We start from the raw sequence: 25,709 nt of genomic DNA on the forward strand, positions 1-25,709 counted from the left end.
AACTAGCCGGCCGGCTTACAGCTAGGCAGACGGAGGCTCAGTTGGATGTATACTTATTCCCTTAAAATCGGCCGCTGCTTCAGGCTTCTTTAAGTATAAGAGAAAGCTCCGTTAAAAAACGGAGCTTTTAGTCAAAGGACATTTCATTACATAGTGCTTTTTATGTAATTCACAGCATCACCTACTGTGGCGATTTTTTCAGCATCATCGTCCGAAATTTCCATATCAAACTCGTCTTCAAATTCCATAACTAGTTCGACTACATCTAGGGAATCGGCACCAAGATCTTCTTTGAAAGAAGCTTCAAGTTTCACTTCTGATTCTTCAACGTTCAAACGATCTACAACGATTTTAGTTACTCTTTCTAATACATCTGCCAATGTGTTCACCTCCCCTCAAAACATTATAAATTAATTTTGAAAAAAATCAAGAAAATCTACATAACCATGCCGCCATCAACATGAAGTGTTTGTCCAGTCATATATTTGCTTGCATCTGAAGCCAGGAAAGACGTCACTGCAGCTATGTCTTTAGGGTCACCAAAACGTGCCAGTGGAATTTGATCCAGCATCGCTTTTTGGATATCTTCAGGCAATTCCCCTGTCATATCCGTCGATATAAAGCCTGGAGCAATCGCATTGACCGTAATCCCTCTTGATGCAAGTTCCTTGGCTGTAGTTTTAGTCAAGCCGATCACACCAGCTTTGGCCGCTACATAATTAGCCTGCCCTGCATTTCCGCTAACGCCGACGATTGATGCCATATTGATGATCCTTCCGCTACGTTGCTTCATCATTTGTCTAGTGACTGCTTTTGTGCAAAGGAACACACCTTTTAAATTCGTATTAATGACTGAATCCCATTCTTCTTCTTTCATCCGCATCAGTAGGTTATCACGTGTGATACCAGCATTATTAACTAGAATATCTACTCGGCCAAACTGTTCGATGACCTCTTTGATCATGCTTGTTACCGATTCACTATTTGCAACATCACATTGAATCGCGAATGCTTTACGGCCCAATGCCTTGATTTCACTTACCACTTCATTGGCTTTCGATTCGCTGCCAGCATAATTGATAGCAACATCTGCTCCCTGTCGAGCAAGTTCTAAAGCAACTTCCCTTCCAATACCACGGGATGCTCCAGTTACAAGTGCTTTTTTACCTTCTAAGATCATGCTTATACCCCCTTCAATGCTTCAACTGTTTTAGTTAGAGTATCTAGATCGGAAACTGAGTAAATGTTAACAGAACGATCAATTTTCTTTATTAATCCGCCTAATACTTTTCCAGGACCTACTTCGATGAACGTATCAACACCTAATTCAAGTAGTTTTTTTACGCAATCTTCCCAAAGTACAGGTGAGTACAGCTGTTCAATTAATTTTTCTTTAATTTCTGCCGGAGCGGTAATAGGGTTTGCCGTTACATTTGAAATCACTGGTATTTCCGCTTGTTGAAAGCTCACTTCATCAAGTACATTCTGTAATTTCTCAGCCGCTGGTTTCATCAATTCTGAATGAAACGGCCCGCTTACTTCAAGTGGAAGTGCCCGCTTTGCTCCATTTTCCTTTGCTTTTGCACTAGCCAGCTTTACGCCTTCTGTAGTCCCTGAAATGACAATTTGCCCCGGACAATTTATATTAGCTAATTGAACAGATTCCCCTGTTACAGTAATTTCAGCAGTTATTTCAGTAAGTGCTTCACGGTCCATTCCTAGAATCGCAGCCATTGAGCCTTGACCATTCGGTACCGCAGCTTCCATGAATTCGCCACGCTTACGGACAGTATAAACGGCATCTTCAAAAGAAATAGCACCTGACGCTACTAATGCAGTATATTCTCCTAAACTATGTCCTGCCGTAAAATCGGGTTTGATGCCTTCTTCTTCTAATGCCCTAACAAAGGCATAACTTGTAGTCAATAATGCGGGTTGCGCATTGTAGGTTACCGTTAATTCTTGTTGTGTTCCATTAAAGATAAGCTCAGAAAGTGGAAAATCAAGTTTTTCATCCGCTGTTCGGAAAATTTGCTGAGCTCGCTCGTTTTCCTGAAATAAGTTCTGACCCATTCCTATTGACTGTGAACCTTGTCCTGGAAAGACAAAAGCAATTTTACCCATCAGTTAATCCCCTACCTCTATAAATTATTGATCTTTTTCTATCGTCTTCGCAATGGTTGGAATGACGTCATGGCTAACCATATCACGTGTCTGGCGAATTGCATTATAGACAGCGTTCGCATCGGAAGATCCATGCGCCTTAATGACAGGTGCCTTCAAACCGAATAAGCCGGCACCACCATACTCCGAGTAATCCATTTTATTTTTAATGCCTTTTAGTTCCGGTTTCACTAGCGCTGCAGCAATCTTACTCTTCAGATTGCTCATCAACGCTGTTTTTACCATTTTAAAGACACTCATAGCCGTACCTTCAAGGGTCTTCAATACCATATTGCCAGTGAAGCCGTCCGTTACGACTACATCTGCAGGTCCGTTAAGGAGATCCCTTGCTTCTACATTACCGATAAAGGAAATTTCTGATGATTGCTGCAGCAATGTAAAAGCATGCTTCGTCAGTTCATTTCCTTTTTTTTCTTCAGTCCCGATATTCAAAAGTCCGACGCGGGGCTTTTCAATACCTCGTACTTTTTTTGCATATACAGAACCCATTATGGCAAATTGAAGCAGATGCTCCGGTTTCGCATCGGAATTCGCACCTACATCAAGAAGAACAAAACCTTTTCCATCGATTGTCGGTAAGGTCGGAGCCAATGCAGGACGTTCAATTCCTTCTATTCTACCTACAACAAACAAGCCTGCAGCCATTAATGCACCTGTATTACCGGAAGAAATGCATGCATCTGCCTCTCCGTCAGCCACCTGTTGAGCTGCCAATACCATCGAAGCACTTTTCTTGCGGCGAACTGCACGAACTGGTTCATCGGTACTTAAAATCTTTTCTTCTGTATGTATAACACTTATCCGGTCATGTTCCGTTAAGTATGGACTAATTTCAGCTTTATTGCCTACCAAGGTTATTTCTACATCGGAAAAGGCCTCGACAGCTTTCATTGCCCCTAACACCTGTGCCTTGGGAGCATTATCGCCACCCATTGCATCTATCGTTATTTTCATGTTCTTTCATCCTTTTCTAGAAAGTTAAGAGCGATACATATCGAACTCGCCTTTAAAAACCAGTTCATTTCCCACGTAGCTTCTGACTTCCACCACGGAACGATCTGTAGTGTGGTCCACGTTTTTAACTTTCGCTTTAGCTACCACTCTTTCATTTTCTTTAACAGAACGAGTAAATAAAATGGATGCTTTCGCTGTTAATGCCAGTTCATCATTGATAACCGCGACAGCTAAAGAATTTGCTTGGGCAAAAAGGTGATGTCCCCTTGCAATTCCATTCCGCTTAAAGACATGCTCTTTTTTTATATCTAAAATAGAAATTGCATTTTCATCTAAATTAAGATCAATTACTTCCCCGATGATTTCATCCAAAGGCAAAGCTCTAATTTCGTCACTGAATTTTTTCTCGGCCACGCTTTTAATACGTTCTCGAAGCTCCGGTATCGATAATTCAAGACGGTCGAGCCTAATTGTTTGGACGCTCACCGAATACTTTTCAGCCAGCTCCTCATCCGTTACAAAAGGATTCTGTTTAATCGTTTCGATTAATAATTGCTGGCGTTCCTTCTTGTTTCTTCGCATTTGAAGGTCACCATCCGTAGTATTATGACTAGGTACTAATAGTAGTATATATATTTTAAAAACAGATTGCAAGATATTGTAGAAATTCTCGCAATCTGTTAATGGCTTTCTTTATTATTCATTAATCCAGCTTTTCTCCAGTTAATACGCCTGTTCTCTCTAAATAAGCCCTTAGAGGTGCATATTCTGGTGAATGCCAAAAGCTTTGTGAGGCAATCAATTTTGCGGCATCTGTCCTAGCAACTTCTAGGGTCCGGTAATCGTGGACCATGTCGGCTACTTTGAACTCAGGAAGCCCGCTTTGTTTTTTGCCGAAAAAGTCCCCGGGGCCTCGAAGTTCTAAATCTTTCTCGGATAGGACAAAGCCATCATTTGTCTCGGTCATGATTTTCATTCGTTCTTTGCCGACTTCTGTCTTCGGATCAGCCAGAAGAATACAAAAAGACTGATCACTTCCCCGTCCTACACGCCCTCGCAACTGATGTAGCTGGGATAGACCAAAGCGTTCAGCATCATAAATGACCATCACCGTTGCATTAGGGACATTTACGCCAACTTCGACAACCGTTGTCGAGACAAGAATTTGCACTTCATTGGAACTAAATTGCTGCATTACTTCGTCTTTTTCATCCGCTGGCAAACGCCCATGCATAAGCCCTACTTTATAACGGTTCGCAAAGTACTGTGTCATCATTGCATGAACATCAAGAACATTTTGTAAAGAATCAAGCTTTTCCGACTCCTCAATTAAAGGACAAATGACGTATGCCTGTCTACCCTGCTTAAGTTCCTTTTCCACAAAAGTTAAAATCCGATCAAGCATTTGGTGCTTCGCCCAATACGTTTCAATAGCTTTGCGTCCAGCCGGCATTTCATCAATGGTCGAAGCGTCCATCTCTCCAAACACAGTAATCGCAAGCGTACGCGGAATTGGTGTTGCCGTCATAAATAGAACATCTGGATTTTCGCCTTTTTCACGAAGGATACGACGCTGCTCCACCCCGAAACGATGTTGTTCATCGGTTATGACAAGACCGAGGTTCCTAAAATTCACTTCATCCTGGATTAATGCATGAGTTCCTATCAAAAGGTCTAGTTCCCCTGATTCAAGATTCTGTAATAGTTCTCTGCGCTTCTTGCCTTTCACTGAACTCGTCAACAAGGCTACCTTTACTCCGATGGGTTCTAGCATTGCCTTCAATGATTGAGTGTGCTGCTCAGCCAAAATTTCAGTTGGGACCATAAGTGCGCCTTGGAAACCAGCTGAAATCGTTGCATTTAAGCAAACAGCGGCAACCACGGTTTTTCCTGACCCAACATCCCCTTGAAGCAAACGGTTCATCCGGTAAGGAGATTTCATGTCATTTAAAATTTCTTCGACGACCCTATTTTGAGCGTTTGTTAAAGGAAAAGGTAGGGTTTTTATGAATGCATTCACTTGCTCTCCCTCAATGTCCTGTCCAGTTCCTTTTGACTGCTCACGCTGTATTTTACGAAGCGCCTGCATTTTCAATTGAAAGAATAAAAATTCTTCATACACAAAACGGCGTCTGGCCTGTTTGACATCATTAGCCGATATAGGAAAATGCATCATGCGAAGAGCTTCTTTACGCGGCATCAGTTTGTATGTGGCCAACAGCTGTGGTGGCAAATTTTCTTCAATCATGGCCCCATATTGAGAAAAAGCATTGGCGATAAAGCGACGCATCCCTTTTACAGTAATATTTCCCTTTACTGAATACACGGGTTCGAACTCTTTTTCCCGACTATGGTCCCCGACATGACATTCGGAGCCAGTAATGGTTTGGCGATGTCGGTCCCACTTTCCAGTCACCGTGACGGTTTCGCCAATCGCAAGCTTCGGTTTCAGATAAGGCTGATTAAAAAAAATGACATTTATCAAATATCTGCCTGTAAGTAATTTGATCGTCAGCCTGGATTTTTTCTTCCCAAAGTAACCTAAAGTCGGAACCGTATGAATCTTCCCTTCTACAGTAACCCTCTCATCATGTTCAACCGTTTCTAAATCTCTCAATCGATAATCTTCATAGCGATAAGGAAGATGTTCAAGGAGATCTACGACGGTATGGATCTCCATTTCCTGCAAGGCCGCAGCCGTTTCACCCCCAATGCCTTTAACTGCTGTTATGGGTTCCTGTAAAGCAACGTTCACTTTTTATTTAGCGGCAAGCCAAAGATCTTTGCTTCCAACTCCCGTCCAGTCGGTGTAGCCGCTAAACCTCCTTGTGCTGTTTCTCTCAGAGCTGACGGCATCGTTTGTCCGATTTTGTACATCGCATCGATGACTTCATCACACGGTATCCGGCTTGTAATCCCTGCTAACGCCATATCAGCGGCAACCATTGCATTTGCTGCACCCATTGCATTTCGCTTCACACACGGTACTTCCACGAGCCCAGCAACCGGGTCGCACACAAGACCAAGCATATTCTTTAGAGTAATTGCCATCGCTTCTGCACTTTGTGCTGGCGTCCCTCCCGCCAATTCAACGATTGCTGCAGCCGCCATACCCGAAGCCGAGCCGACTTCCGCCTGGCAGCCTCCTGCCGCTCCAGAGATGGATGCGTTATTCGCTACAACAAAACCAAACGCACCTGCTGTAAATAAAAACTCAATTTTCTGTTCCCGATTCGGTTTTAATTTATTTTGCAAAGCAAAAAGGGTGCCAGGTACCACACCAGCAGAACCTGCAGTGGGTGTTGCACAGATAGTCCCCATAGCTGCGTTCACTTCGTTTGTTGCCACAGCTTTGCTGACCGCATCCAACAACAGTTCACCTGATAAAGCATTTCCAGATTTAATGTAATTCTGAAGAAGAACTGCATCTCCACCTGTAAGGCCTGAAACAGAACGTACACCTTGCAGTCCCTTTTCAACAGCCTGTTCCATCACATCCAAGTTAACTCCCATTTGATCGATAATTTGATCACGGCTTTTACCCGTTACTTCCATTTCCTGTTCAATCATGAGAGTTGATATTTTTTTCTGCTTTGATTCTGCTAATTCTACTAATTCCGCTACATTTCGAAACATATTATCCTCTCCTTCCTAAGTGGAAACGATTGCCCTATTAATCAACAATCCTTGCCACTTGAGTAATGTTAGGGAGTGCTGCAATTTCATCGATGACAAGGTCTTCTAGATTATGATCCACTTCTATGGTCATCAAAGCCATCTTCCCTTTCTCTTTGCGGGACACTTCCATCTGGCCAATATTAATTTGATGCTTAGCTAAAATGTTTGAAACATTGGCAATTGCACCATAGCGGTCATCATGAACAACCAGTATTGCAGGGTTATGGCCAGAAAGCCTCAATTTAAACCCATTCAATTCGATAATCTCGATCTTACCCCCTCCAATCGATATTCCGACAAGCTCAAGCTCACCATCATCATCTCCCACCGTTATTTTCGCAGTATTAGGATGTTCCGGGACGGCTTCTTCTTCCCGAAAAGTAATTTTCATTTTCTTTTTACGAGCTATTTCAAGAGATTCTTTGATTCTCTCGTCAAATGTATCAAAATCAAGCAGGCCTCCTACAATGGCTACATCTGTTCCGTGGCCTTTATAGGTTTGGGCAAATGAACCATAAAAGGAAATACGGGCCCATTTTGGTTCCCTGTTGAATAAATTCCTGGCTACCCTACCGATTCTTGCAGCTCCTGCTGTATGAGAGCTAGAAGGACCAATCATTACTGGGCCAATGATATCAAATACACTTCTAAATTTCATGATCTACTCCTCCTTCTTTAGAACTGAACTCAAAGGAACACGCTGGGAGTTATTTATATAGTACCCAGATTTACAGTCGCTCCATCAAAGCTGTTTATTATCCTATATCGCAAAAATAAACTGCATAGCCTAATGACATATGCAGTTTATTGCCTTTTATTCTTACAGTATCATAACAAAGCGACGGTTCAGTCCCTTATTTTAATGATGCCTTAATTATTCAATTGAAAAAATGAAAGAATATAACGGTTGTTTTCCGTTATGGACTTCAACTTCAACGTCTTCAAAATTATCATTACAAAATGCAACAAGGTCCTCTACTTCTTCTTTAGTTGCATCCTCTCCATATAAAATGGTCAGGATTTCGGAATCTTCATTGATCATCTCAGAAAGAAGGTCCTTTGCTGCCTGAGATTTGTCTTTATCTTTCACTTTGATGGTTCCTTCATCGATTCCCATGAAGTCTCCGGTCTTGATTGTAAGGCCATCAATGTTCGTATCCCGGACAGCATAAGTAATCTGACCCGTTTTCACATGTGAAAGGGCTTCAATCATCGCCTTTTTATTCTCAGAAGCATCTTGTGATGGATTAAAAGCCAACAATGCAGCCATGCCCTGTGGCACTGTCTTCGTAGGAATAACAGTCACATAATCTCCCAGAACATCTGCAGCTTGATTGGCAGCCATAATAATATTTTTATTATTAGGTAAGATGATGACATGTTCGGCATTCGCCTCTTCGACTGCTTTAACAATGTCTTCTGTGCTAGGGTTCATCGTTTGTCCGCCTTCAATAACCGATTTAGCACCGATGCTTTTGAATAGCTCGCTGATACCTGTGCCCATAGCTACCGACACAACACCGTATTTTTCTTTCGACTTTGGCTTCGTTTGAAGCGACGCATTCGTTTCACCAACAATCGCTGTATGCTGTTCGCGCATATTATCGATTTTCATCTTGATTAAACTACCATATTGCTGTCCATAATTAAGACAGTTACCAGGCTGTTCTGAGTGAATATGTACTTTTACAACTTCATCATCAGAGATGACTAATAATGAATCTCCGTATTCACTTAAATCGTTGCGGAACTTTTCTTCATCAAACGAATTGTTAGCCAGCTTGTCACTTTCCAATCGGACCATGAATTCTGTGCAATAGCCAAACACGATATCTTCAGTGTTCATATGTCCTTGCACGTTCATGTGATGCTCGGCACTGACCAATTCATCCATGCTTGGACCGTTTGCTGATCGGACAGGAAGAGCTTCACCCTTCAATACAGCAAGGAAGCCTTCATACACGAAAACCAACCCTTGTCCGCCACTGTCAACAACTCCCACTTCTTTTAATACAGGAAGAAGATCAGGTGTGCGTTTTAGTGAAGCATTTGCCTCAGCTACGATTTCTTCCATTACCTGAATAAGGTCCTGGTGCTTAGCTGCCGATGAAACCGCTTGCTTGGCAGCATCTTTCGCAACCGTTAAAATGGTACCTTCAACAGGCTTCATAACGGCTTTATACGCTGTCTGAACACCTGCATCAAAAGCTTGGGCAAATTCTTCACTATTAATTTCCGATTTATGTTCAATCGCTTTAGCAAAACCTCGGAAAAGTTGTGAAAGGATAACCCCAGAATTACCGCGTGCGCCCATTAATAGGCCTCTTGAAAGAGAAGTACCCACTTTCCCGATATGTTCCTGCACATTATTTTGTACTTCCTTCGCTCCGGAAGTCATTGATAAATTCATATTTGTTCCAGTATCACCATCCGGAACAGGGAAAACATTCAATGCATCAACCATTTGGGCATTAGCTGCTAAATGATTGGCTCCTTGAATGATCATTTCTGCAAAGCGCATTCCGTTTAAACTTGTAATTGACACAAAACTTTCCTCCTATTGCTTAAGGGTTCGTCACACGAACTCCCTGTACAAAAATGTTAACGGATTCAACAGCTAATCCGACAGTTTTGTCCAGAGTGTATTTTACCTTTGATTGCACATTATGTGCAACCTCCGAGATTTTAGTTCCATAACTCACGATAATATACATATCGATATGAACTTCTTCCTCTACTTGACGCACTATTACACCCTTTGTAAAGTTTTCTTTTCTTAAAATTTCGGCAATGCCGTCTTTAAATTGTTTTTTGGAAGCCATTCCTATAATTCCGTAGCAATCCACAGCTGCGCCGCCGGCTACAGTAGCGATCACATCATTAGAGATATCAATTTGTCCATATTTTGTTTGTAATTCGATAGACATTTTCTTTTCCCTCCCAAAAATCAAATCAACTAAAGACATTTTACTATAATGTCTATTGTTTTAAAAGTAAATGTCTTACGGTTCTTATTATAATTCAATTTTAAAGTATGTATGTCAAGGTTTTTTTCTTGAAAGTAATTAACTGAAGTATTGCATTCTCACGGTAGGTATGATAAATTATTAAAGTATTTTACAAAGACTTAAGACGACTTTGAAAAACTTAAGCTTGTTGTAGTTAGGAGGGAATTTAACATGGCACGTAAATGTGTAATCACTGGAAGAAGAACTCGTTCTGGTAACAGCCGCTCTCACGCAATGAACGCTAGCAAGCGTACATGGGGCGCTAACCTTCAAAAAGTACGTATTTTAGTTGACGGTAAACCTAAACGTGTATACGTTTCTGCAAGAGCTCTTAAATCGGGCAAAGTAGAACGCGTATAATGTTACGGCATCCTCTCAGGATGCCTTTTTATTTGAAATGGCTGCATTTTTAATGGGTATGCTTTATTTGATTTGGCCTAGTCCTCATTCAATAAAGTCATCACCCATTAATGGCTTGCCTATTCTTTTCATTGTCCTCCAATCATTCCGAAAAAATAACACCCCCCTAAATAGAGAGGTGTTATGGAGATAAGTATCAGCCTTTTTTAAACGCTCCGAGCATAGCCCTTACCAAACTGCCCAGAACTTTTGGCAATTTAATCGTATAAAATTTCATCATGCCCCTCCTCTTTGCATCCCACAAATAAGATGAAGTGGAATTTTTTCTATTACAACATAAGCTTTTAAGCGGATATAGGATGATCGTATATATCCGAATCTGCTCTAAGCATGAATTTTAATCACTGCTTCTTATCACCATTAATATGCCTTCCTCAAATGAAACATTCCCACAATCAGAAATTAGTTCATTGCTAATGCAGAGTGTCGACCCTATCTCTAGCCTTGCGTCAATTAGCGGATATTTGAAGCCTGAGAGTGTAATGCCGGTGATTTCTGCTGTAACAGGGAGTAGAGACACATACTTCTTGTCTTTCAATGCAGTGACCTTATAAGAGCCCGGTGTCTTTACTGAAAATATATTTTGTTTATCAACTATGTACATATCTATTTCCTTATGAACAGGAAGGATGCTTTCTTTCTGAAGTAACTGGATATTACCAAGAAAATGATCCAATCTCCCTCCTGTAGCACCCAATATATGAATTTCACTTGGTTTTTGTTCTACAGCCCATTTAAAAGCAATTTCTAGATCTGTTTCATCCTTCTCAGAAGGATATAGATTGATATGTTCCAGTCTTTGATTAATACTCATATATTCATCTTCTGAAACTGAATCAAAATCGCCGAATACGTACCTAGGCTCTATATCATTTTCAAGCAGCGCCCACACTCCCCTATCGACTCCAACCCATAAATCTGTCATCTCTTTATATACTGTTAAATCCGGCCACAAATTCTCAGGGCCTCCAGCCATTATACTAATAATCATGAAATCATCCTTCTTCATAAAATATTCTTATCGCTCATATCGTTACAGAAACATCGTTTTTATTTATTAGCACATACTTTCTGTGTAAAAAAAGCCGATCACTATCATACGAATATGATAATGTCGGCTTTTTTCTTTTAGTTTCCACGAATCCTTTGAATAGCTGCATGGCGATCTTCTTGATTATATATGGCAGATCCGGCCACAAGCACGGTTGCCCCTTGCTCGATACAAAGTTTAGCCGTTTCTTCATTTACTCCGCCATCAATCTCAATTTCAAGCTTTGGATTATATTTGTCTGCCATCGCCTTCACTTCAGCAATTTTCGGTAGTACGGATGCGATGAACTTTTGCCCGCCAAACCCTGGGTTAACAGTCATTAACAACACCATGTCAATATCTTCGATTATAGGCTGAATTAAGGAAGCCGGAGTAGCCGGATTAAGCACAACGCCTGCATTCACACCAAAAGATTTTATTAACTGAATCGTGCGATGCAAATGCGTGCATGCCTCAACATGTACAGTTATATAATCAGCTCCCGCTTTCGCGAATGCTTCGATATAACGATCAGGGTGTTCAATCATCAAATGGACGTCAAGCGGAAGCCTTGTCACCGGTCGGATAGCATCGACAATTAATGAGCCTATCGTAATATTGGGCACGAAATGACCATCCATGACATCCACATGGATAAAGTCCGCCCCGCCCCTTTCCACATCCAGAATCTCTTCTCCAAGTTTTGCAAAATCAGCTGATAAAATAGATGGTGCAATTTTAACCATTCTAATACCTCGGCTTTCTATCTCTAATTTCCTCTAAAAACTGCATATAGTGCTCATAACGATACCGTGGAATCTCTCCTGTATCAACCGCTTCCTTCACAGCACACTTCGGCTCTTTGTCATGCAAGCAAGCCCGAAATTTACAGTCTTCTCCATGCTTATGCATTTCTGGGAAGCAATAGGATAAGCGTTCAGCTTCCATTTCCATAAATTCAAGTGAACTAAATCCAGGTGTATCCGCAACAAGTCCAGAACCAATATGAATCAATTCTACATGACGCGTGGTGTGCTTTCCACGTCCTAAGTGGGACGATATATCATCTGTCTTTAAAGCCAATTCAGGATTGATTGCATTCAGCAATGAAGATTTCCCAACCCCTGACTGACCGGCAAATACACTTGTTTTTCCTTCTATATAAGGAACAAGCTCTTCAATACCACCAGTGGAAACTGAAGAAGTCTCCAGCACTGTATAGCCCAACTTCTGATAGTCTTTGATATACTGAGACAATTTCTCTTTGCTCTCAGCAGTCACTAAGTCCATCTTCGTTACAACGATAATGGGTTCGATTTCGTTATCTTCAATAAGAACGAGAAATCTATCAAGCAAGGCTGGGCTGAAATCAGGTTCAACGGCCGAAAACACAAGAATGGCTTGATCTACATTTGATATCTGAGGACGAATCAATTCATTCTTACGTGGCTTTATTTCGGTTACAGTCCCATCTGTTTTATTATCCGCCTGATAAACCACATAATCACCAACAAGAGGTGTTACCTTATTTTTTCGGAATACTCCACGGCCTCGGCATTGAAAAACCTCTTCTCCATCAAGAACATAATAAAATCCACTTAATGCTTTAATAATTTTTCCTTCGGGCATAGCCACACTCCTAATTTAATATATTTAATTTGGATAAGAGACGGCTTCGTCGATAATGACCTGATTGTCCCGCATGACTTTATATCCGGCTTTCTTATCTGGAGATACCATTAGATCAATCTTTCGTTTTTCCGTTTCTACGATTAAAAATGATTCTTGAGGCTCCGTCATGCTATTGTTGATATCTTCAATGAAAATTTGGACCTCTTGCGCTTTGCCTGGCTCTACTGGATCATACTCAATCGTAATTTCCTCTGTTACCTTTTTTGGAGGGATCTCTTCTTTCCCTTTTGAAAGGACTACTTTCACCGTACTACCTTGTTCGACTCTAGTAGCCGGTTCAGGTGACTGAGATATGACAAGCCCCTCTGCAATGGAATCATTATAGACTTTATCTTCCACCTCAATCTTTATTCCACTGTCATTAGAGTAATCATTTAGGCCAGCTTCATTGAAACCGGTTAGGTTCTTTAAGCTTAATCGATCTGCACCTTTACTTATAGTAAACTCTAGTTCCGTTTCGGATGGTACGATTTCGGTACCTCCCGAAGGAGTTTGTTTTATTATCGTACCTGCTGCACTGTCATCATACTCTTCGGTCACGACAATGTCCTTGAACCCCATTTTTTCAAGGAAGGATTCGACATCTGAATACTTTCTGCCTTCATAGCTAGACAACGAAATCGTTTCTTTACCAACACTCTGGTAAATATCAATTTTCGCACCTACCTTGACCGTCTTGCCTTGCTTAGGGTTCGTTTTAATCACTAGGTCTTTTTCGACCTCTTCATCTTCAATCTCAATCGTATTTCCAACAACCAGTTTCAAATTAACCAATTCAGTAATAGCATCATCCAACTCTTTCCCTTTAAGATCAGGGATGGTAACTTCCTTCGAATCAAGCATCGTCGGTGCAAGAGTTATAAATAAAACAGCAAGCAGGGCAAGAACTAAAAAGATGGTAACTAAAATGGTAGACAATTTTTTTCGTTTTTTATCTTTTTGTTTTGACTTTGTTTTTTGTTTTTTCTGTTTCTTCTGTTTCTTTTTTGTTTTAGTGTCCGCTTCTGACTCACTATCCTCATCATCCGCATAGACTAGAGTGTTTTTTTCCGGGCCCCTTACTATTGTCTCATCAATACTTGAAAGTTGATCATCCGTGATGATTGGTATGGCCTTTGTTGCATCATGATCTTCAGGAATAGCAAAAGGAGATTCATTTAAACGCTCTGGATTAAGCGACGTTCGAATATCATCTTCCATTGAATCTACACTTTCATAGCGGTAATATGAATCTTTTGCTGTCGCTTTTAAGATAATATTTTCCACACTTTGTGGTATTTCAGAGTTCCAGCGTTTTGGCGAAGGAGTTTCTGATTGTAAATGTTTAAGAGCTATCGAAACGGCAGATTCACCTGAAAAGGGTAATCTCCCCGTTAGCAATTCAAACATGACGATACCAAGTGAATAAATATCAGATTTCTTATTGGCCATTCCGCCTCTAGCCTGTTCTGGAGATAAATAATGAACAGAGCCTAAGACTGCGTTCGTCTGAGTTATATTCGTTGCACTTAGGGCCAATGCAATACCAAAGTCCGTAATTTTGACGGTTCCTTCTTTATCAATCAAAATATTCTGTGGCTTGATGTCCCGATGGATAATCCCGTTATGATGGGCATGGGAAATCGCTGCCGTAATTTGCTTCATGATATCCAAGGCTTTTTCAACTGGAATCGGATAATATTTTTGTATGTATTGCTTTAGTGTAAAACCGTCCACATATTCCATGACAATATAATAGATAGCATCTTCTTCACCAACATCATAAATACTTACAATATTCGGATGAGCTAGACTTGTTGCTGATTGTGCTTCACGATTAAAACGCTTGATGAACTCCTCGTCATTATTAAAATCCATGCGAAGGATTTTCAACGCTACATCACGGTCCAAAATCATATCCCTTGCAAGGTAAACATTCGCCATACCGCCGCCACCGACCATCTCGATCAGTTTATAACGGCCGTTGATTCTTCTACCAATCAACATTGAGTTCACCTGCTTTCGCTTTCATCGACAAATTGAACAAGCACAAGGGTGATATTATCTTCTCCACCATAGTGATTGGCCTTATCTATTAACGAATTCGCCTTTTCTTCAAGTGATTGCTCATTGGTAACTGTTTCTTCAAGTTCCTGTTCACTCACTTTATTCGTTAAACCGTCCGAGCAAAGCAAAAGTAAATCACTTTCTTCAAAAATGACTGTCGTAATGTCCATTTCCACTTGCATTTCTGTACCTAAGGCTCGTAATAAAACATTTTTCCGTGGATGATTCTCGGCGTCTTCCTTAGAAATCTGGCCTGAACGGACTAATTCGTTAACAAGCGAATGATCTTCAGTGACCTGCTTAAAACCACTTTCATTATACAAATAACATCGGCTGTCCCCGATGTTGGCAATAGTTGAAAATTTATCAGTACAAATGGCTGCAACAATAGTTGTCCCCATGCCTTTGCATTCTGTATTCGCCTCGGCATGTTCAAAAAGCAATTGATTAACCAAGAAAATTTTCTTTCTCAGCCAATCCTCTGCATCATTTGCTGTATCAATCCCGTTGGATTCCTCCCAGCCCTTTTTCAAAAGGTCGATCGTCATTGCACTTGCTACATCTCCGGCTCGGTGGCCGCCCATGCCATCTGCAACGATGGCAAGGCGAACGCCTTCCGAATTCTTAAAGATTCCGCCATTATCTTCATTATGCTGGCGGACTTTTCCACGGTCAGTTTTAAATATTGCCCTCATAGGGTCACCTCGTCTCTTCTTTGCGCTCCTTGGCCCGAAGCTGGCCGCAGGCTGCATCAATATCACTGCCTTGTTCCCTTCGGATCGTTACATTAATACCACGCTTTTTCAATGTTTTTTCAAACTCAAAAATTTGGTCCCGAGGTGTACGTACATAGTCGCGTTCCGGTACATAGTTAACCGGAATTAAGTTGACATGGCATTTAATGTCTTTTATTAAATCGGCTAATTCTTCGGCGTGTTTCACTGAATCATTTTCGCCTCCGAATAGACCATATTCAAAACTGACCCGGCGCCCTGTTTTTTCTGTATAGTATTTGATGGCTTCAATCAAGTCTGGCAGTTTATAGGCCTTGTTGATTGGCATCAATTTACTTCTCAATTCTGTATTAGGGGCATGAAGGGAAACCGCAAAATTGATTTGCATGCTCTCTTCAGCAAACTTATAAATTTTTGGAATGATACCACTTGTTGAAACGGTAATATGACGTGCTCCAATGTTTAAGCCTTTTTCATGATTTATATTCTTCAAGAAAGACATCATATTATCATAGTTATCAAACGGTTCACCGATTCCCATGATTACGACTGAGCTAACGCGTTCTTCCACTTCATCAAGTGCCTGTTGTACCTTAACGACCTGGGCAACGATTTCTCCTGATTCAAGGTTTCGTTTTAAGCCGCCAAGAGTTGATGCACAGAATGTACAACCAATCCTACAACCCACCTGTGTTGTAACACAGATAGAGTTTCCATATTCATGGCGCATTAATACCGTTTCAATCGAATATCCATCATGCAGTTCAAATAAAAACTTCATGGTCCCGTCATTTGACGTTTGCTGAATCAATGTTTTTAATGTAGTGAATGTGAACTTTTCTTCCAGTTTATCGCGTAAAGATTTCGAAAGGTTGGACATATCTTCAAAACTAGAAATACGCTTTTTGTAAAGCCAGTCATAAATTTGATCTGCACGGAATGCCTTCTCGCCGTTTTCAACCAGCCATTCTTTAATTTGGTGAAGCTCTAATGAATAAATCGATGGTTTTTCTGGTGTTGTGTCTTTTTTTACTCTTGATGATTTAGTAATCTCTGCCATTTACAGCACCTTCTTTCTAAAACTCGCAATAAAGAATCCATCACTGCTAAAATATTGCGGGAACACTTGCAACGTATGGCCTTCAATAAATGGCTGAACACTTTCAGGCATTCTTGTGGCCAATGTCGTATCACTTTCAAAATCCGGATGGTTTTCCAAAAATGCTGCAGCAACTTTATCATTTTCTTCTTTATCCACCGTACATGTACTATATACTAACCGTCCGCCTTGTTTTACTAGCGGGGCAGCTGATTCCAATAACTGTTTTTGTATACTTGAGAGTTTCATTATATCATCTTTTGTTTTTGTGTACTTTACATCCGGCTTCCGGCGCATAACACCTAATCCTGAACATGGTGCATCTATAAGAATCCGGTCAAACCCTTCTTTATTAAAGTGTTCTTGGACGTTTCTGCTATCAAGGGCCATTGTCTTAATGTTGTTTCTTAGCTTTAGCCGCTCTGCCTGCTCTTTAATGAGTTTAACCTTATGCTCATGAAGATCAAGGGCATATACTTGTCCTGTGGTTAAGCCTTCTGCGATATGAGTTGTCTTACCTCCAGGTGCAGCACAGCAATCGAGAACAGCATCATTGTCATTGGCTCCTAACGCATGAGCGACTAGCATCGAACTTTCGTCTTGAATCGATAGATACCCCAATTTATAGCTTTCTGAATGAGCAAGATTTCCCTTATAGCTAACAATTGCTTCTGGAACAACATCACTTGCTTCAACATCATAGCCTTCTTCTGTCAAAATGCTGATTAGTTCACTGCGAGAAATCTGCTTTAAATTAACCCTTCCCGTCTGCAGTGGAGCTGTTAAGTTAATTTCACACATTTCCTTGGTTTTATCATAGCCAAATTGCTCTACCCAACGCTTGACTAGCCAAGCAGGATGGCTTACCTCGATTGAGAGGCGCTCAAGCTCATCTTTGATATCATCAAGAGGAGCTACACCATTTCTTTGAATATTACGAAGCACACCATTGACCATTGAAGACGTTCCCTTATGGCCACGCTTTTTCGAGATTTCGACAGCTTCAAAAATAATCGCGTGATCTGGTACTTTATCTAAATAAATCATTTGATAAACGGAGAGCCTAAGTAGGTTGATGACCCAGCTTAGCGTTTTTTTCGGTTGCTTAATAAATGGCTTCAAATAGTAATCCAAAGTCATTTTCCGCTGAATCGTACCGTAGCTTATTTCTGTTAGCAACCCACTATCCACACCGGATAACTGGTGCTTTTTAATCAAGTTGTTAAGTAAAAGGTTGCTGTAGGATTGGTTTTTTTCTACAGATTCCAAAATATCGAGAGCAATTTCACGTACTCCCTTTTTAGTTTGCTTCATTCTGTTCTCCTAACTTCATGCCTGCTTTAATGAACGACCCGGCTCCGCGCAAGTAATCTTTCGCCGGCATTTTTTTCTTTCCTGAAGGCTGCAGTTCCGTAACTAGTATAGCCGTCTCATTGCCTGTCGAAACGACGAAACCATCGTTACGTACATCAATAATCGTCCCCGGCACTGCCTGATTGTTATGTTCAAGCTTGTTTGCCTGCCAAATTTTTAAAATGGATTCATTTAAGAGTGTATAGGCAACAGGCCATGGATTCAGGCCACGTACATGGTTATAGATGTCTTCCCCTGTTTTCGACCAGTCGATTTTTTCCTCCGTCCGCCTAATGTTAGGTGCGAAAGTTGCTTTATCTTCATCTTGCTTAATCGCATTTAACTCATCATTTATAAGCTTTGGCAATGTTTCTGCAAGTAAATCCGAACCGACCTTGCTTAATTTATCATGTAGAGTGCCGACATTGTCTTCTTCTTCTATGGTAACTTCTGCCTGCGTTAATATATCCCCAGCATCAAGTTTCTCGGCCATATACATGATAGTTATTCCTGTCTTTTCTTTCCCCTGTAATATGGAATAATGGATAGGTGCTCCTCCACGTAGTTCAGGAAGCAGGGAGGCATGTACATTAATACATCCGTATTTTGGAGCTTCCAACAATTCATTCGGGAGAATTTGTCCGAAAGCAGCCGTCACCACTAAGTCAGGTTTCAATGCAATGATTTTTTCTAAATCTTCTTTTTCACGGATTTTTTCGGGTTGATAAACGGGAATTCCCTGTTTTTCAGCCTCAACCTTAACAGGCGGAGGTGTTAGCACCTTTTTGCGACCCACTGGACGGTCAGGCTGTGTAACAACCGCAATCACGTCATAGCCTTCGTCAAGGATTCTTTTAAGTACCGGTACTGAAAAGTCCGGTGTTCCCATAAAAATAATTTTTGTCATTCTTCTTCAAACCTTTCTAACTCTTCTTCCGTAATATAGCGTAAAACCTTACTTGTAAATAACACTCCCTGCAAATGATCTATTTCGTGCTGGAGCGCTCTAGCCAGGAAATCCTCCGCTTCTATTTCGAAAAAGGATCCTTTTCGGTCCTGTGCCCGCACCTTGACGCGGTATGGGCGCGATACTTCCCCGTATATACTTGGAAAACTCAAACAGCCTTCAACGGCTGTCTGTTCGCCTTCCACTTCTAGCACTTCTGGATTAATCAGTTCGATTACACCAGATCCTTCATCTATTTCAACGACCGCGACTTGCTTTTTCACGCCAACCTGAGGTGCAGCAAGGCCAACGCCATCAGCTTCAACCATCGTTTCGTACATGTTATTTAACAGCTTAGCCAATTTTTTATCAAAACTTGTTATTTTATCGCATTTTTGTTGTAAAATTTTTTCAGGAAACAAGACAATCGGTAAAATAGCCAAAATTAAAGGTACCCTCCTAAATATAAAAACCAAAACTTCACTATATAAAAACGCAAGCTCTGAACAGCTCGCGGTAATCATCCAATGTTAAAACAATTACATCATAATCTGCGGATTTAAATCTATTGAAATCTGCAGATGATTTTGGGCCGTTTCTTTTTGATAATGCTCTAAAAGTGTTCGTAAATGCTGATTAAGATCCGGCTCTCGTTTGTATTTTATCAGACATTGGTATCGATATCTATTGTTGATTCGACTAATGGGCGAAGCAACAGGACCGAGTACGATAGAATCCCGATTCAATCGTGAACTTAAATAATTTGTGATTTTATCCGTGACACTCACTGTTTTCATTAAGTCTTCATGTGAAACAGTTATAAGCACAACATAATAATAGGGAGGGTAATGACTTTGCCTGCGGAGATACATCTCTCGCTCAAAAAAGAAATCATAATCCTGCATAGCTGAAAGCTCGATGCTGTAATGCTCAGGCGTATAGGTTTGAATGACTACCTCTCCTGGGAGTTGGTGACGTCCTGCTCTTCCACTTACTTGTGTCAGCAGTTGGAACGTTTTTTCCGATGAACGGAAATCGGGCAAATGGAGCATTGTGTCAGCTGAAAGGACTCCAACTAAAGTGATATTGGGAAAATCAAGTCCCTTGGCAATCATTTGGGTGCCGAGTAATATATCAGCCTTTCCCTCACCAAAGGCATTCAGCAACCGCTCATGTGAACCTTTTTTACTTGTTGTATCGACATCCATTCGTATTACTCGTGCATCTGGGAGAATTTTTGCAAGTTCTTCCTCCACTTTTTGCGTACCTGTACCGAAGAATCGGATATGTTCACTAGCACATTCAGGACAATCAGAAGGCATTCCTTCCTCAAATCCACAATAATGGCATTTCATTATATCATTAAAGCGATGATAGGTGAGTGAAATGTCACAATTTGGACAGTTGATGACTAATCCACAGCTTCGACACATCACGAAGGAGGAATGTCCTCGTTTATTTAGCATCAACACCGCCTGTTGCCCCTTTTCAAGCCGGTCTTTCAACTTCGTAAAGAGCAGCTCTGAAAACATCGATCGATTTCCCGTCCTTAATTCTTCCCTCATATCAACAATATCCACTGCCGGCAACGCATTTTTATTCATCCGCTGACTAAGAGTCAATAACTGATAGACGTTTTTCTTGGCACGTGCAAAGGATTCAAGAGTCGGAGTGGCACTACCGAGAATGACCGGACATGAATATGATTTCGCTCTTTGAATTGCAACGTCCCTCGCATGATAGCGGGGCGTTTCTTCTTGCTTATAACTGGATTCATGCTCCTCATCAATGATGACTAGGCCCAGGTTTTCAAAAGGCGCAAATACGGCTGAACGGGCCCCTACCACTACTTTTACTTCTTTTCGGTGGATTTTCCGCCATTCATCATATTTTTCGCCCACAGACAAACCACTATGCATGACCGCTACCTGCTCACCAAAGCGTTCCTTAAACCTTTTCACCGTTTGTGGCGTCAAGGAGATTTCGGGAACCAGCATAATGGCTTCCTTACCTTTATCCATGACAGAGGCAATCGCCTGCAAATACACTTCAGTCTTCCCGCTTCCTGTTACACCATATAAAAGGAAAACTTCATGTTCGTCATGTTTTATTTTCTCCTGAATGGGCTTCAAGGCAGCTGCTTGTTCATCCGTTAAAGTAAAGGGATTGGATTTTTCAAACACACGATTTTCATAGGGGTCGCGGTATATTTCCTGATCCAGTTCCACTAAAGCCCCTTTTGATACAAGGGACTTTACCGTGCCGCTTGAGGCATTAACCATTTCAAGCAGTTCCTTAAGCGAGACTGGTTCTGGATGTTCAATAAAGTATTGAAGAAGTTCTTGTTGTTTTTTTGCATTACCGGAAAGTGTAGAAGCCATTTCTTTCAATTCCTCTGGGGAAAGTAACGGTTTAATGATACGGACCGTCTTCTTATTGAGGCGGTTTTTCACATAATACATTAGCTCTAAATTGCCGTTTTGTACTTCTTTTTGAAAAAGGGAGGCATGCTCACCTTCAATCACATCTTTCCAGGATAATGAATCATGTTTTCCGAAAAGCTTTTGAATGAGAGGTGGAAGTTGCTCCTTTTTATCTTCAATGATATTGATCACTTTTTCATATTTTGCTTTCATTGCAGCAGGAAGCATTGCCTGAAGCGCTGAAATTTTAAAACACATGGCCTCTTTGGTCAACCAGTCACCCAGCTTAAGCAATTCATCATTTAGAATTGGCTCCAAATCCATTGGTTCTTTGATATTGCGTAATTTCGCAAAATCACTTTTGGATTTTAATCCGGTCACGAAGCCCTGTACCATTCTCGGGCCAAATGGGACAATGACGCGCATTCCAGGCTTGATGACTTGTTTCCATTTTTCAGGGATGCGATAGTCAAATTCTCGATCTGTTTGTTTTGCAGGTACATCCACAATAACGGATGCAATATCCATAAGACATCATTCCTTTTGCATGCGAGATACTTCTGACAGAATGCTTTTGGCTATATCCGCTTTACTCATTTTAGGAAGGTCGGTAGCACGTCCATCTTTATTGAAAATCGTCACAATATTTGTGTCCGTGCCAAAACCTGCCCCGGCAACGGTAACATTATTAGCAACAATTATATCTGCTTTCTTTTTCGCTAATTTCCCTCTTGCATACTCTTCAACATTATTCGTTTCCGCTGCAAATCCTACCAATATCTGATGGGTTTTATTCTCACCTAGTTCCTTAAGGATATCCTTTGTCCGTTCAAATTCAATCACATTTTCACCCGGCTGCTTTTTCATTTTCTGAGCATGATATAATTTCGGTTTATAGTCTGCCACTGCGGCCGTCATGATCACGACATCACTAGTATTATATTGTTCAAAAACCGCATCATACATATCTGCTGCTGATTCCACATGGATGACCTTGACCTTTGAAGGAGGTGTCAAGCTTACGGGGCCGGTAATCAATGTCACCTCAGCCCCCTGCTCAGCTGCCTGCTCAGCAAGTGCATAGCCCATTTTCCCGCTGGAATGATTCGTCACATAACGAACCGGATCGATTGCTTCACGAGTCGGTCCAGCAGTTATCAAATATTTCGTTCCTTTAAGAGGTTGTAATTTTCTTTCACCGAAATATAGATTGAGGTGTTTTACAATCGTTTCCGGTTCCTCCAATCTACCCTTCCCAACATATCCGCAAGCCAAATACCCTTCACCTGGTTCAATGAATTGATACCCGAACGTACGAAGTGTCTCTATATTTTTTTGGACCGCTGGGTGTGCGTACATATGGACATTCATTGCGGGTGCCACCCAAACAGGAGCCACCGTTGCTAAAATTGTCGTCGTGACCATATCATCTGCGATTCCATTGGCTATCTTGCCAATAACATTTGCCGTAGCTGGAGCCACAAGGATGATATCTGCCCAATCAGCCAGGTCAATGTGGGCAATAACTGAAGAATCTTTTTCATCAAATGTATCAGTATAAACATCATGTCTCGAAAGTGCTTGAAAGGTAAGCGGCGTCACAAATTGACGTGCCGAATCACTCATGATTACTTTAACTTGGGCACCTGCCTGTGTGAGCTTACTGGTCAGGGCAGCAGCCTTATATACAGCAATTCCGCCGGTGACACAAAGAAGAACTTTTTTATCGTTAAGCATGCAAATTTCCCCTAACTATATATTCTATTTTTCTTAATTATGAAGGATTACAGAAGAAATTTCATTTGATATGCGCAGCAACATATGGTTTTTTGCATTATTGTGATGTCTATGCCTGCTTTTTCAATGCTTTCCGTCTGCTTAAGGAGCATTTATAAAAATCAAAACAAACAGGCCTGACACCTTGGCCGCAGGAAGGAAGCAACTTTCAAATGTAACGCATCCTGTTTGCTTTAGGGTGTCAGGCCCGATAGGTCAAGCTTATGTGTTCGCTTAGTTTTCCTCGTAAGAATTATCGTAAGTCAATTTTCCAGAATGAATTTCTTCAAGGGCACGACCAACAGATTTATGAGAAACTGGTTTATTAATGAGGCAATTATCTTTAATTTGCATTTCTCTGGCACGTTTAGCTGCCACTGATACAAGTGAGTATTTTGAATCGATTTTTAGTAATAGGGAATCAATTGATGGATATAACATAGTTTATTCCGCCTCCAACATTTTTTTATATAAAACAGCAACTCTTTCCCGACGGCAATGCTCGGCAATTACAATTGCATTAATTCTAGCACAAGCAGCATCCACATGGTCATTTTCAACGACATAATCATACAGATCCATAAGTTCTATTTCTTCTTTAGCTACTTTCATCCGCCCTTTAATCGCTTCCTCTGTCTCGGTACCGCGTGTTACAATTCGGCTTTCGAGTTCAGTCAAGCTTGGGGGTGCAAGAAAAATGAAAAGCCCTTCAGGAAATTTCTCCCTGACCTGTTTGGCTCCTTGAACTTCGATTTCCAGAAAAACATCTTTTCCAGAGTCGATTGTTTCACGAACATAATCCACAGGTGTTCCATAATAATTGCCGACGAACTCAGCATATTCAAGCAGTTTACCTTCTTCAATTAACGCTTCGAATTCCTCACGTTTTTTAAAGAAATAGTCTACTCCGTCCACTTCACCATGGCGTGGCAGTCGTGTCGTCATCGAAATTGAATATTCAAATGCCGTACCAGGCTGAGAAAAGATCGCCTTCCTTACTGTTCCTTTACCAACACCGGATGGACCGGACAAAACGATTAATAAACCTTTTTCTCTCATATTCTTTTAGTTACCCCTCTTCTACGCTGTCATCTCTATCTTGAAGCCTTGCTGCAACCGTTTCTGGTTGAACCGCTGATAAGATAACATGGTCGCTGTCTGTAATAATAACGGCCCTTGTTCTTCTACCGTATGTAGCATCTATTAAGGATCCGCGATCTCGAGCATCCTGGATAATCCTTTTAATCGGAGCTGATTCAGGACTCACGATGGATACGATCCGGTTTGCGGAAACGATATTCCCAAATCCAATATTAATGAGCTTTATTGACATTTTTGTCCCCCATTCATATTCTATTGTCACCTTGATAGGTTCATCATAAACCGACTACTCGATATTTTGAACCTGTTCCTTTAATTTTTCAAGCAGACTTTTCATTTCAACCACTTCTTTAGTAATGGTCGAATCATTTGCCTTTGATCCAATTGTATTGACTTCTCGATTCATCTCCTGAACAAGGAAGTCAAGTTTTCTACCAATTGGTTCACCATGTGTAAGCGTTTCTGAAAATTGCTGTACATGACTTTCAAGTCTCGTCAGCTCTTCATTTATATCACATTTATCAGCAAAAATGGCCGCTTCTGTCACAATACGGCTATCCTCAATCAATCCTTCTGTCAACTCAGCTAGCTTGATTGCCAACCGTGCTTTATATTTCTCGACAACTGAAGGCGCATAGTTTTTAACCCCCACTACAATCTCACCAAACTTTTTCAGCTGATGTTGCAGATCCTGGGCCAGCTCCTGACCTTCCTGAGTCCGCATTTTTTTCAAGTTTTCCAATGCCCCCGAAACAGCCTCCATGAGTAAGGCTTCCAAATCGGTGGGAACAATCGGTACTTCTTCCGTCACGAAAATTGATTCAAGTTGTAGCATATCCTGTAATGTAACGGAACTTTCCAGGTTGTATTTCCCTTTAACCTTATCCATCAAACTCACATACTGATCAGCAAGATCCCAATCGATCTTGACCTTTTTGGAAACTAGGCTATCACCTTCTACTGTAATGAAGATTTCCACCCGTCCCCTTCTTATGTATTGATTCGCCTTTTTCTTCACTTTTTCTTCCAAAACCAAAAGTTGGCGCGGCATTCGAATCGTATATTCACAAAAACGATGGTTCACCGTCTTGATTTCGGCAAAAATCTTGACCTGTTCGTTTGCTGCTTCTTCTCTTCCATAGCCCGTCATACTGGTAACCATGGCTTCACTTCCTATCAAGCATAATGTAGTAACTTGGCGTTTACATTAATTATATTTCAGCTTCAGCACGGACGCTTGAGCTTATAAATAAAAGGCTATAAAA

Annotated in this window: 27 protein-coding genes; 1 reads left to right on the top strand and 26 read right to left on the bottom strand. The window is 41.1% G+C overall.

What is annotated here, in order from left to right; all coding sequences use genetic code 11:
- Positions 1–146: 146 nt before the first annotated feature.
- The 10 genes from JFU50_RS01465 to JFU50_RS01510 all read right to left on the bottom strand — a co-directional run bounded on the left by JFU50_RS01465 (position 147) and on the right by JFU50_RS01510 (position 9,743).
- Positions 147–380, bottom strand: coding sequence for an acyl carrier protein (locus JFU50_RS01465; protein ID WP_053345291.1), 234 nt, complete (start codon positions 378–380; stop codon positions 147–149).
- Positions 381–436: 56 nt separating this feature from the next.
- Entirely contained in the window at positions 437–1,180 is a 744-nt protein-coding gene (gene fabG / locus JFU50_RS01470; protein ID WP_201221444.1) for a 3-oxoacyl-[acyl-carrier-protein] reductase, read from the bottom strand.
- A gap of 2 nt (positions 1,181–1,182) precedes the next feature.
- Positions 1,183–2,124, bottom strand: a complete 942-nt coding sequence (gene fabD, locus JFU50_RS01475; protein WP_201181473.1) for an ACP S-malonyltransferase — start codon at positions 2,122–2,124, stop codon at positions 1,183–1,185.
- A gap of 24 nt (positions 2,125–2,148) precedes the next feature.
- Positions 2,149–3,138, bottom strand: coding sequence for a phosphate acyltransferase PlsX (gene plsX, locus JFU50_RS01480; RefSeq protein WP_056526668.1), 990 nt, complete (start codon positions 3,136–3,138; stop codon positions 2,149–2,151).
- A gap of 24 nt (positions 3,139–3,162) precedes the next feature.
- Positions 3,163–3,720, bottom strand: coding sequence for a transcription factor FapR (fapR, locus tag JFU50_RS01485; RefSeq protein ID WP_056526665.1), 558 nt, complete (start codon positions 3,718–3,720; stop codon positions 3,163–3,165).
- Positions 3,721–3,841: 121 nt separating this feature from the next.
- Positions 3,842–5,893 (bottom strand): ATP-dependent DNA helicase RecG, encoded by a 2,052-nt coding sequence (recG, locus tag JFU50_RS01490; RefSeq protein ID WP_201181475.1) that lies wholly within the window; start codon positions 5,891–5,893, stop codon positions 3,842–3,844.
- Positions 5,890–6,774 (bottom strand): L-serine ammonia-lyase, iron-sulfur-dependent, subunit alpha, encoded by an 885-nt coding sequence (sdaAA, locus tag JFU50_RS01495; RefSeq protein ID WP_053345285.1) that lies wholly within the window; start codon positions 6,772–6,774, stop codon positions 5,890–5,892. Before sdaAA ends, recG begins: the two co-directional genes overlap by 4 nt.
- Positions 6,775–6,811: 37 nt before the next feature.
- The gene (gene sdaAB / locus JFU50_RS01500; RefSeq protein WP_201181477.1) at positions 6,812–7,474 is read right to left on the bottom strand and encodes an L-serine ammonia-lyase, iron-sulfur-dependent subunit beta; all 663 of its coding nucleotides are present in this window, start codon (positions 7,472–7,474) and stop codon (positions 6,812–6,814) included.
- Positions 7,475–7,690: 216 nt separating this feature from the next.
- Positions 7,691–9,361 (bottom strand): DAK2 domain-containing protein, encoded by a 1,671-nt coding sequence (locus JFU50_RS01505; RefSeq protein ID WP_201221446.1) that lies wholly within the window; start codon positions 9,359–9,361, stop codon positions 7,691–7,693.
- Positions 9,362–9,380: 19 nt separating this feature from the next.
- Entirely contained in the window at positions 9,381–9,743 is a 363-nt protein-coding gene (locus tag JFU50_RS01510; RefSeq protein WP_053345282.1) for an Asp23/Gls24 family envelope stress response protein, read from the bottom strand.
- Positions 9,744–9,995: 252 nt separating this feature from the next.
- Here JFU50_RS01510 and rpmB point away from each other — a divergent pair, with 252 nt between their 5' ends.
- The gene (gene rpmB / locus JFU50_RS01515; protein WP_034313767.1) at positions 9,996–10,184 is read left to right on the top strand and encodes a 50S ribosomal protein L28; all 189 of its coding nucleotides are present in this window, start codon (positions 9,996–9,998) and stop codon (positions 10,182–10,184) included.
- Between the two features lie 196 nt (positions 10,185–10,380).
- On the opposite strand, the gene spoVM is transcribed toward rpmB, so the two are convergent.
- The 16 genes from spoVM to JFU50_RS01595 all read right to left on the bottom strand — a co-directional run bounded on the left by spoVM (position 10,381) and on the right by JFU50_RS01595 (position 25,606).
- On the bottom strand, positions 10,381–10,461 hold the full coding sequence (gene spoVM / locus JFU50_RS01520) for a stage V sporulation protein SpoVM (protein WP_034313769.1): 81 nt from the start codon (positions 10,459–10,461) through the stop codon (positions 10,381–10,383).
- Between the two features lie 120 nt (positions 10,462–10,581).
- The gene (locus JFU50_RS01525) at positions 10,582–11,235 is read right to left on the bottom strand and encodes a thiamine diphosphokinase (RefSeq protein WP_201181481.1); all 654 of its coding nucleotides are present in this window, start codon (positions 11,233–11,235) and stop codon (positions 10,582–10,584) included.
- 137 nt (positions 11,236–11,372) lie between these two features.
- Positions 11,373–12,020 carry a ribulose-phosphate 3-epimerase gene (gene rpe / locus JFU50_RS01530; RefSeq protein ID WP_201181483.1) on the bottom strand — a complete coding sequence of 216 codons (648 nt, stop codon included), beginning with the start codon at positions 12,018–12,020 and terminating at the stop codon, positions 11,373–11,375.
- Position 12,021: 1 nt separating this feature from the next.
- Positions 12,022–12,903: a ribosome small subunit-dependent GTPase A gene (gene rsgA / locus JFU50_RS01535; protein ID WP_201221448.1), complete on the bottom strand. Its 882-nt coding sequence runs from the start codon at positions 12,901–12,903 to the stop codon at positions 12,022–12,024.
- Between the two features lie 24 nt (positions 12,904–12,927).
- Positions 12,928–14,952, bottom strand: a complete 2,025-nt coding sequence (gene pknB / locus JFU50_RS01540; protein ID WP_201181484.1) for a Stk1 family PASTA domain-containing Ser/Thr kinase — start codon at positions 14,950–14,952, stop codon at positions 12,928–12,930.
- Positions 14,953–14,957: 5 nt separating this feature from the next.
- Positions 14,958–15,707, bottom strand: a complete 750-nt coding sequence (locus JFU50_RS01545; RefSeq protein ID WP_201181485.1) for a Stp1/IreP family PP2C-type Ser/Thr phosphatase — start codon at positions 15,705–15,707, stop codon at positions 14,958–14,960.
- A gap of 4 nt (positions 15,708–15,711) precedes the next feature.
- Positions 15,712–16,806: a 23S rRNA (adenine(2503)-C(2))-methyltransferase RlmN gene (rlmN, locus tag JFU50_RS01550; protein WP_201181486.1), complete on the bottom strand. Its 1,095-nt coding sequence runs from the start codon at positions 16,804–16,806 to the stop codon at positions 15,712–15,714.
- Complete coding sequence (rsmB, locus tag JFU50_RS01555) at positions 16,807–18,159, bottom strand: 16S rRNA (cytosine(967)-C(5))-methyltransferase RsmB (protein WP_201221450.1); 1,353 nt, start codon at positions 18,157–18,159, stop codon at positions 16,807–16,809. It abuts the gene before it with no gap.
- Complete coding sequence (gene fmt, locus JFU50_RS01560) at positions 18,146–19,105, bottom strand: methionyl-tRNA formyltransferase (RefSeq protein WP_201221452.1); 960 nt, start codon at positions 19,103–19,105, stop codon at positions 18,146–18,148. Before fmt ends, rsmB begins: the two co-directional genes overlap by 14 nt.
- Positions 19,102–19,587, bottom strand: coding sequence for a peptide deformylase (def, locus tag JFU50_RS01565; protein ID WP_201221455.1), 486 nt, complete (start codon positions 19,585–19,587; stop codon positions 19,102–19,104). Before def ends, fmt begins: the two co-directional genes overlap by 4 nt.
- Positions 19,588–19,683: 96 nt before the next feature.
- Positions 19,684–22,095, bottom strand: coding sequence for a primosomal protein N' (gene priA, locus JFU50_RS01570; protein ID WP_201181489.1), 2,412 nt, complete (start codon positions 22,093–22,095; stop codon positions 19,684–19,686).
- Positions 22,096–22,101: 6 nt separating this feature from the next.
- Positions 22,102–23,304, bottom strand: a complete 1,203-nt coding sequence (gene coaBC, locus JFU50_RS01575) for a bifunctional phosphopantothenoylcysteine decarboxylase/phosphopantothenate--cysteine ligase CoaBC (RefSeq protein ID WP_201221457.1) — start codon at positions 23,302–23,304, stop codon at positions 22,102–22,104.
- Between the two features lie 273 nt (positions 23,305–23,577).
- Positions 23,578–23,784: a DNA-directed RNA polymerase subunit omega gene (gene rpoZ, locus JFU50_RS01580; RefSeq protein WP_056526628.1), complete on the bottom strand. Its 207-nt coding sequence runs from the start codon at positions 23,782–23,784 to the stop codon at positions 23,578–23,580.
- Positions 23,785–23,787: 3 nt separating this feature from the next.
- Positions 23,788–24,402, bottom strand: coding sequence for a guanylate kinase (gene gmk / locus JFU50_RS01585; protein WP_034313809.1), 615 nt, complete (start codon positions 24,400–24,402; stop codon positions 23,788–23,790).
- Positions 24,403–24,412: 10 nt separating this feature from the next.
- The gene (gene remA / locus JFU50_RS01590; RefSeq protein ID WP_034313813.1) at positions 24,413–24,676 is read right to left on the bottom strand and encodes an extracellular matrix/biofilm regulator RemA; all 264 of its coding nucleotides are present in this window, start codon (positions 24,674–24,676) and stop codon (positions 24,413–24,415) included.
- A 54-nt stretch (positions 24,677–24,730) separates the two neighbouring features.
- Entirely contained in the window at positions 24,731–25,606 is an 876-nt protein-coding gene (locus JFU50_RS01595; RefSeq protein ID WP_053345269.1) for a YicC/YloC family endoribonuclease, read from the bottom strand.
- Positions 25,607–25,709: the final 103 nt, after the last annotated feature.

Source organism: Peribacillus sp. TH14 (assembly GCF_016651145.1).
GTDB lineage: Bacteria > Bacillota > Bacilli > Bacillales > DSM-1321 > Peribacillus > Peribacillus butanolivorans.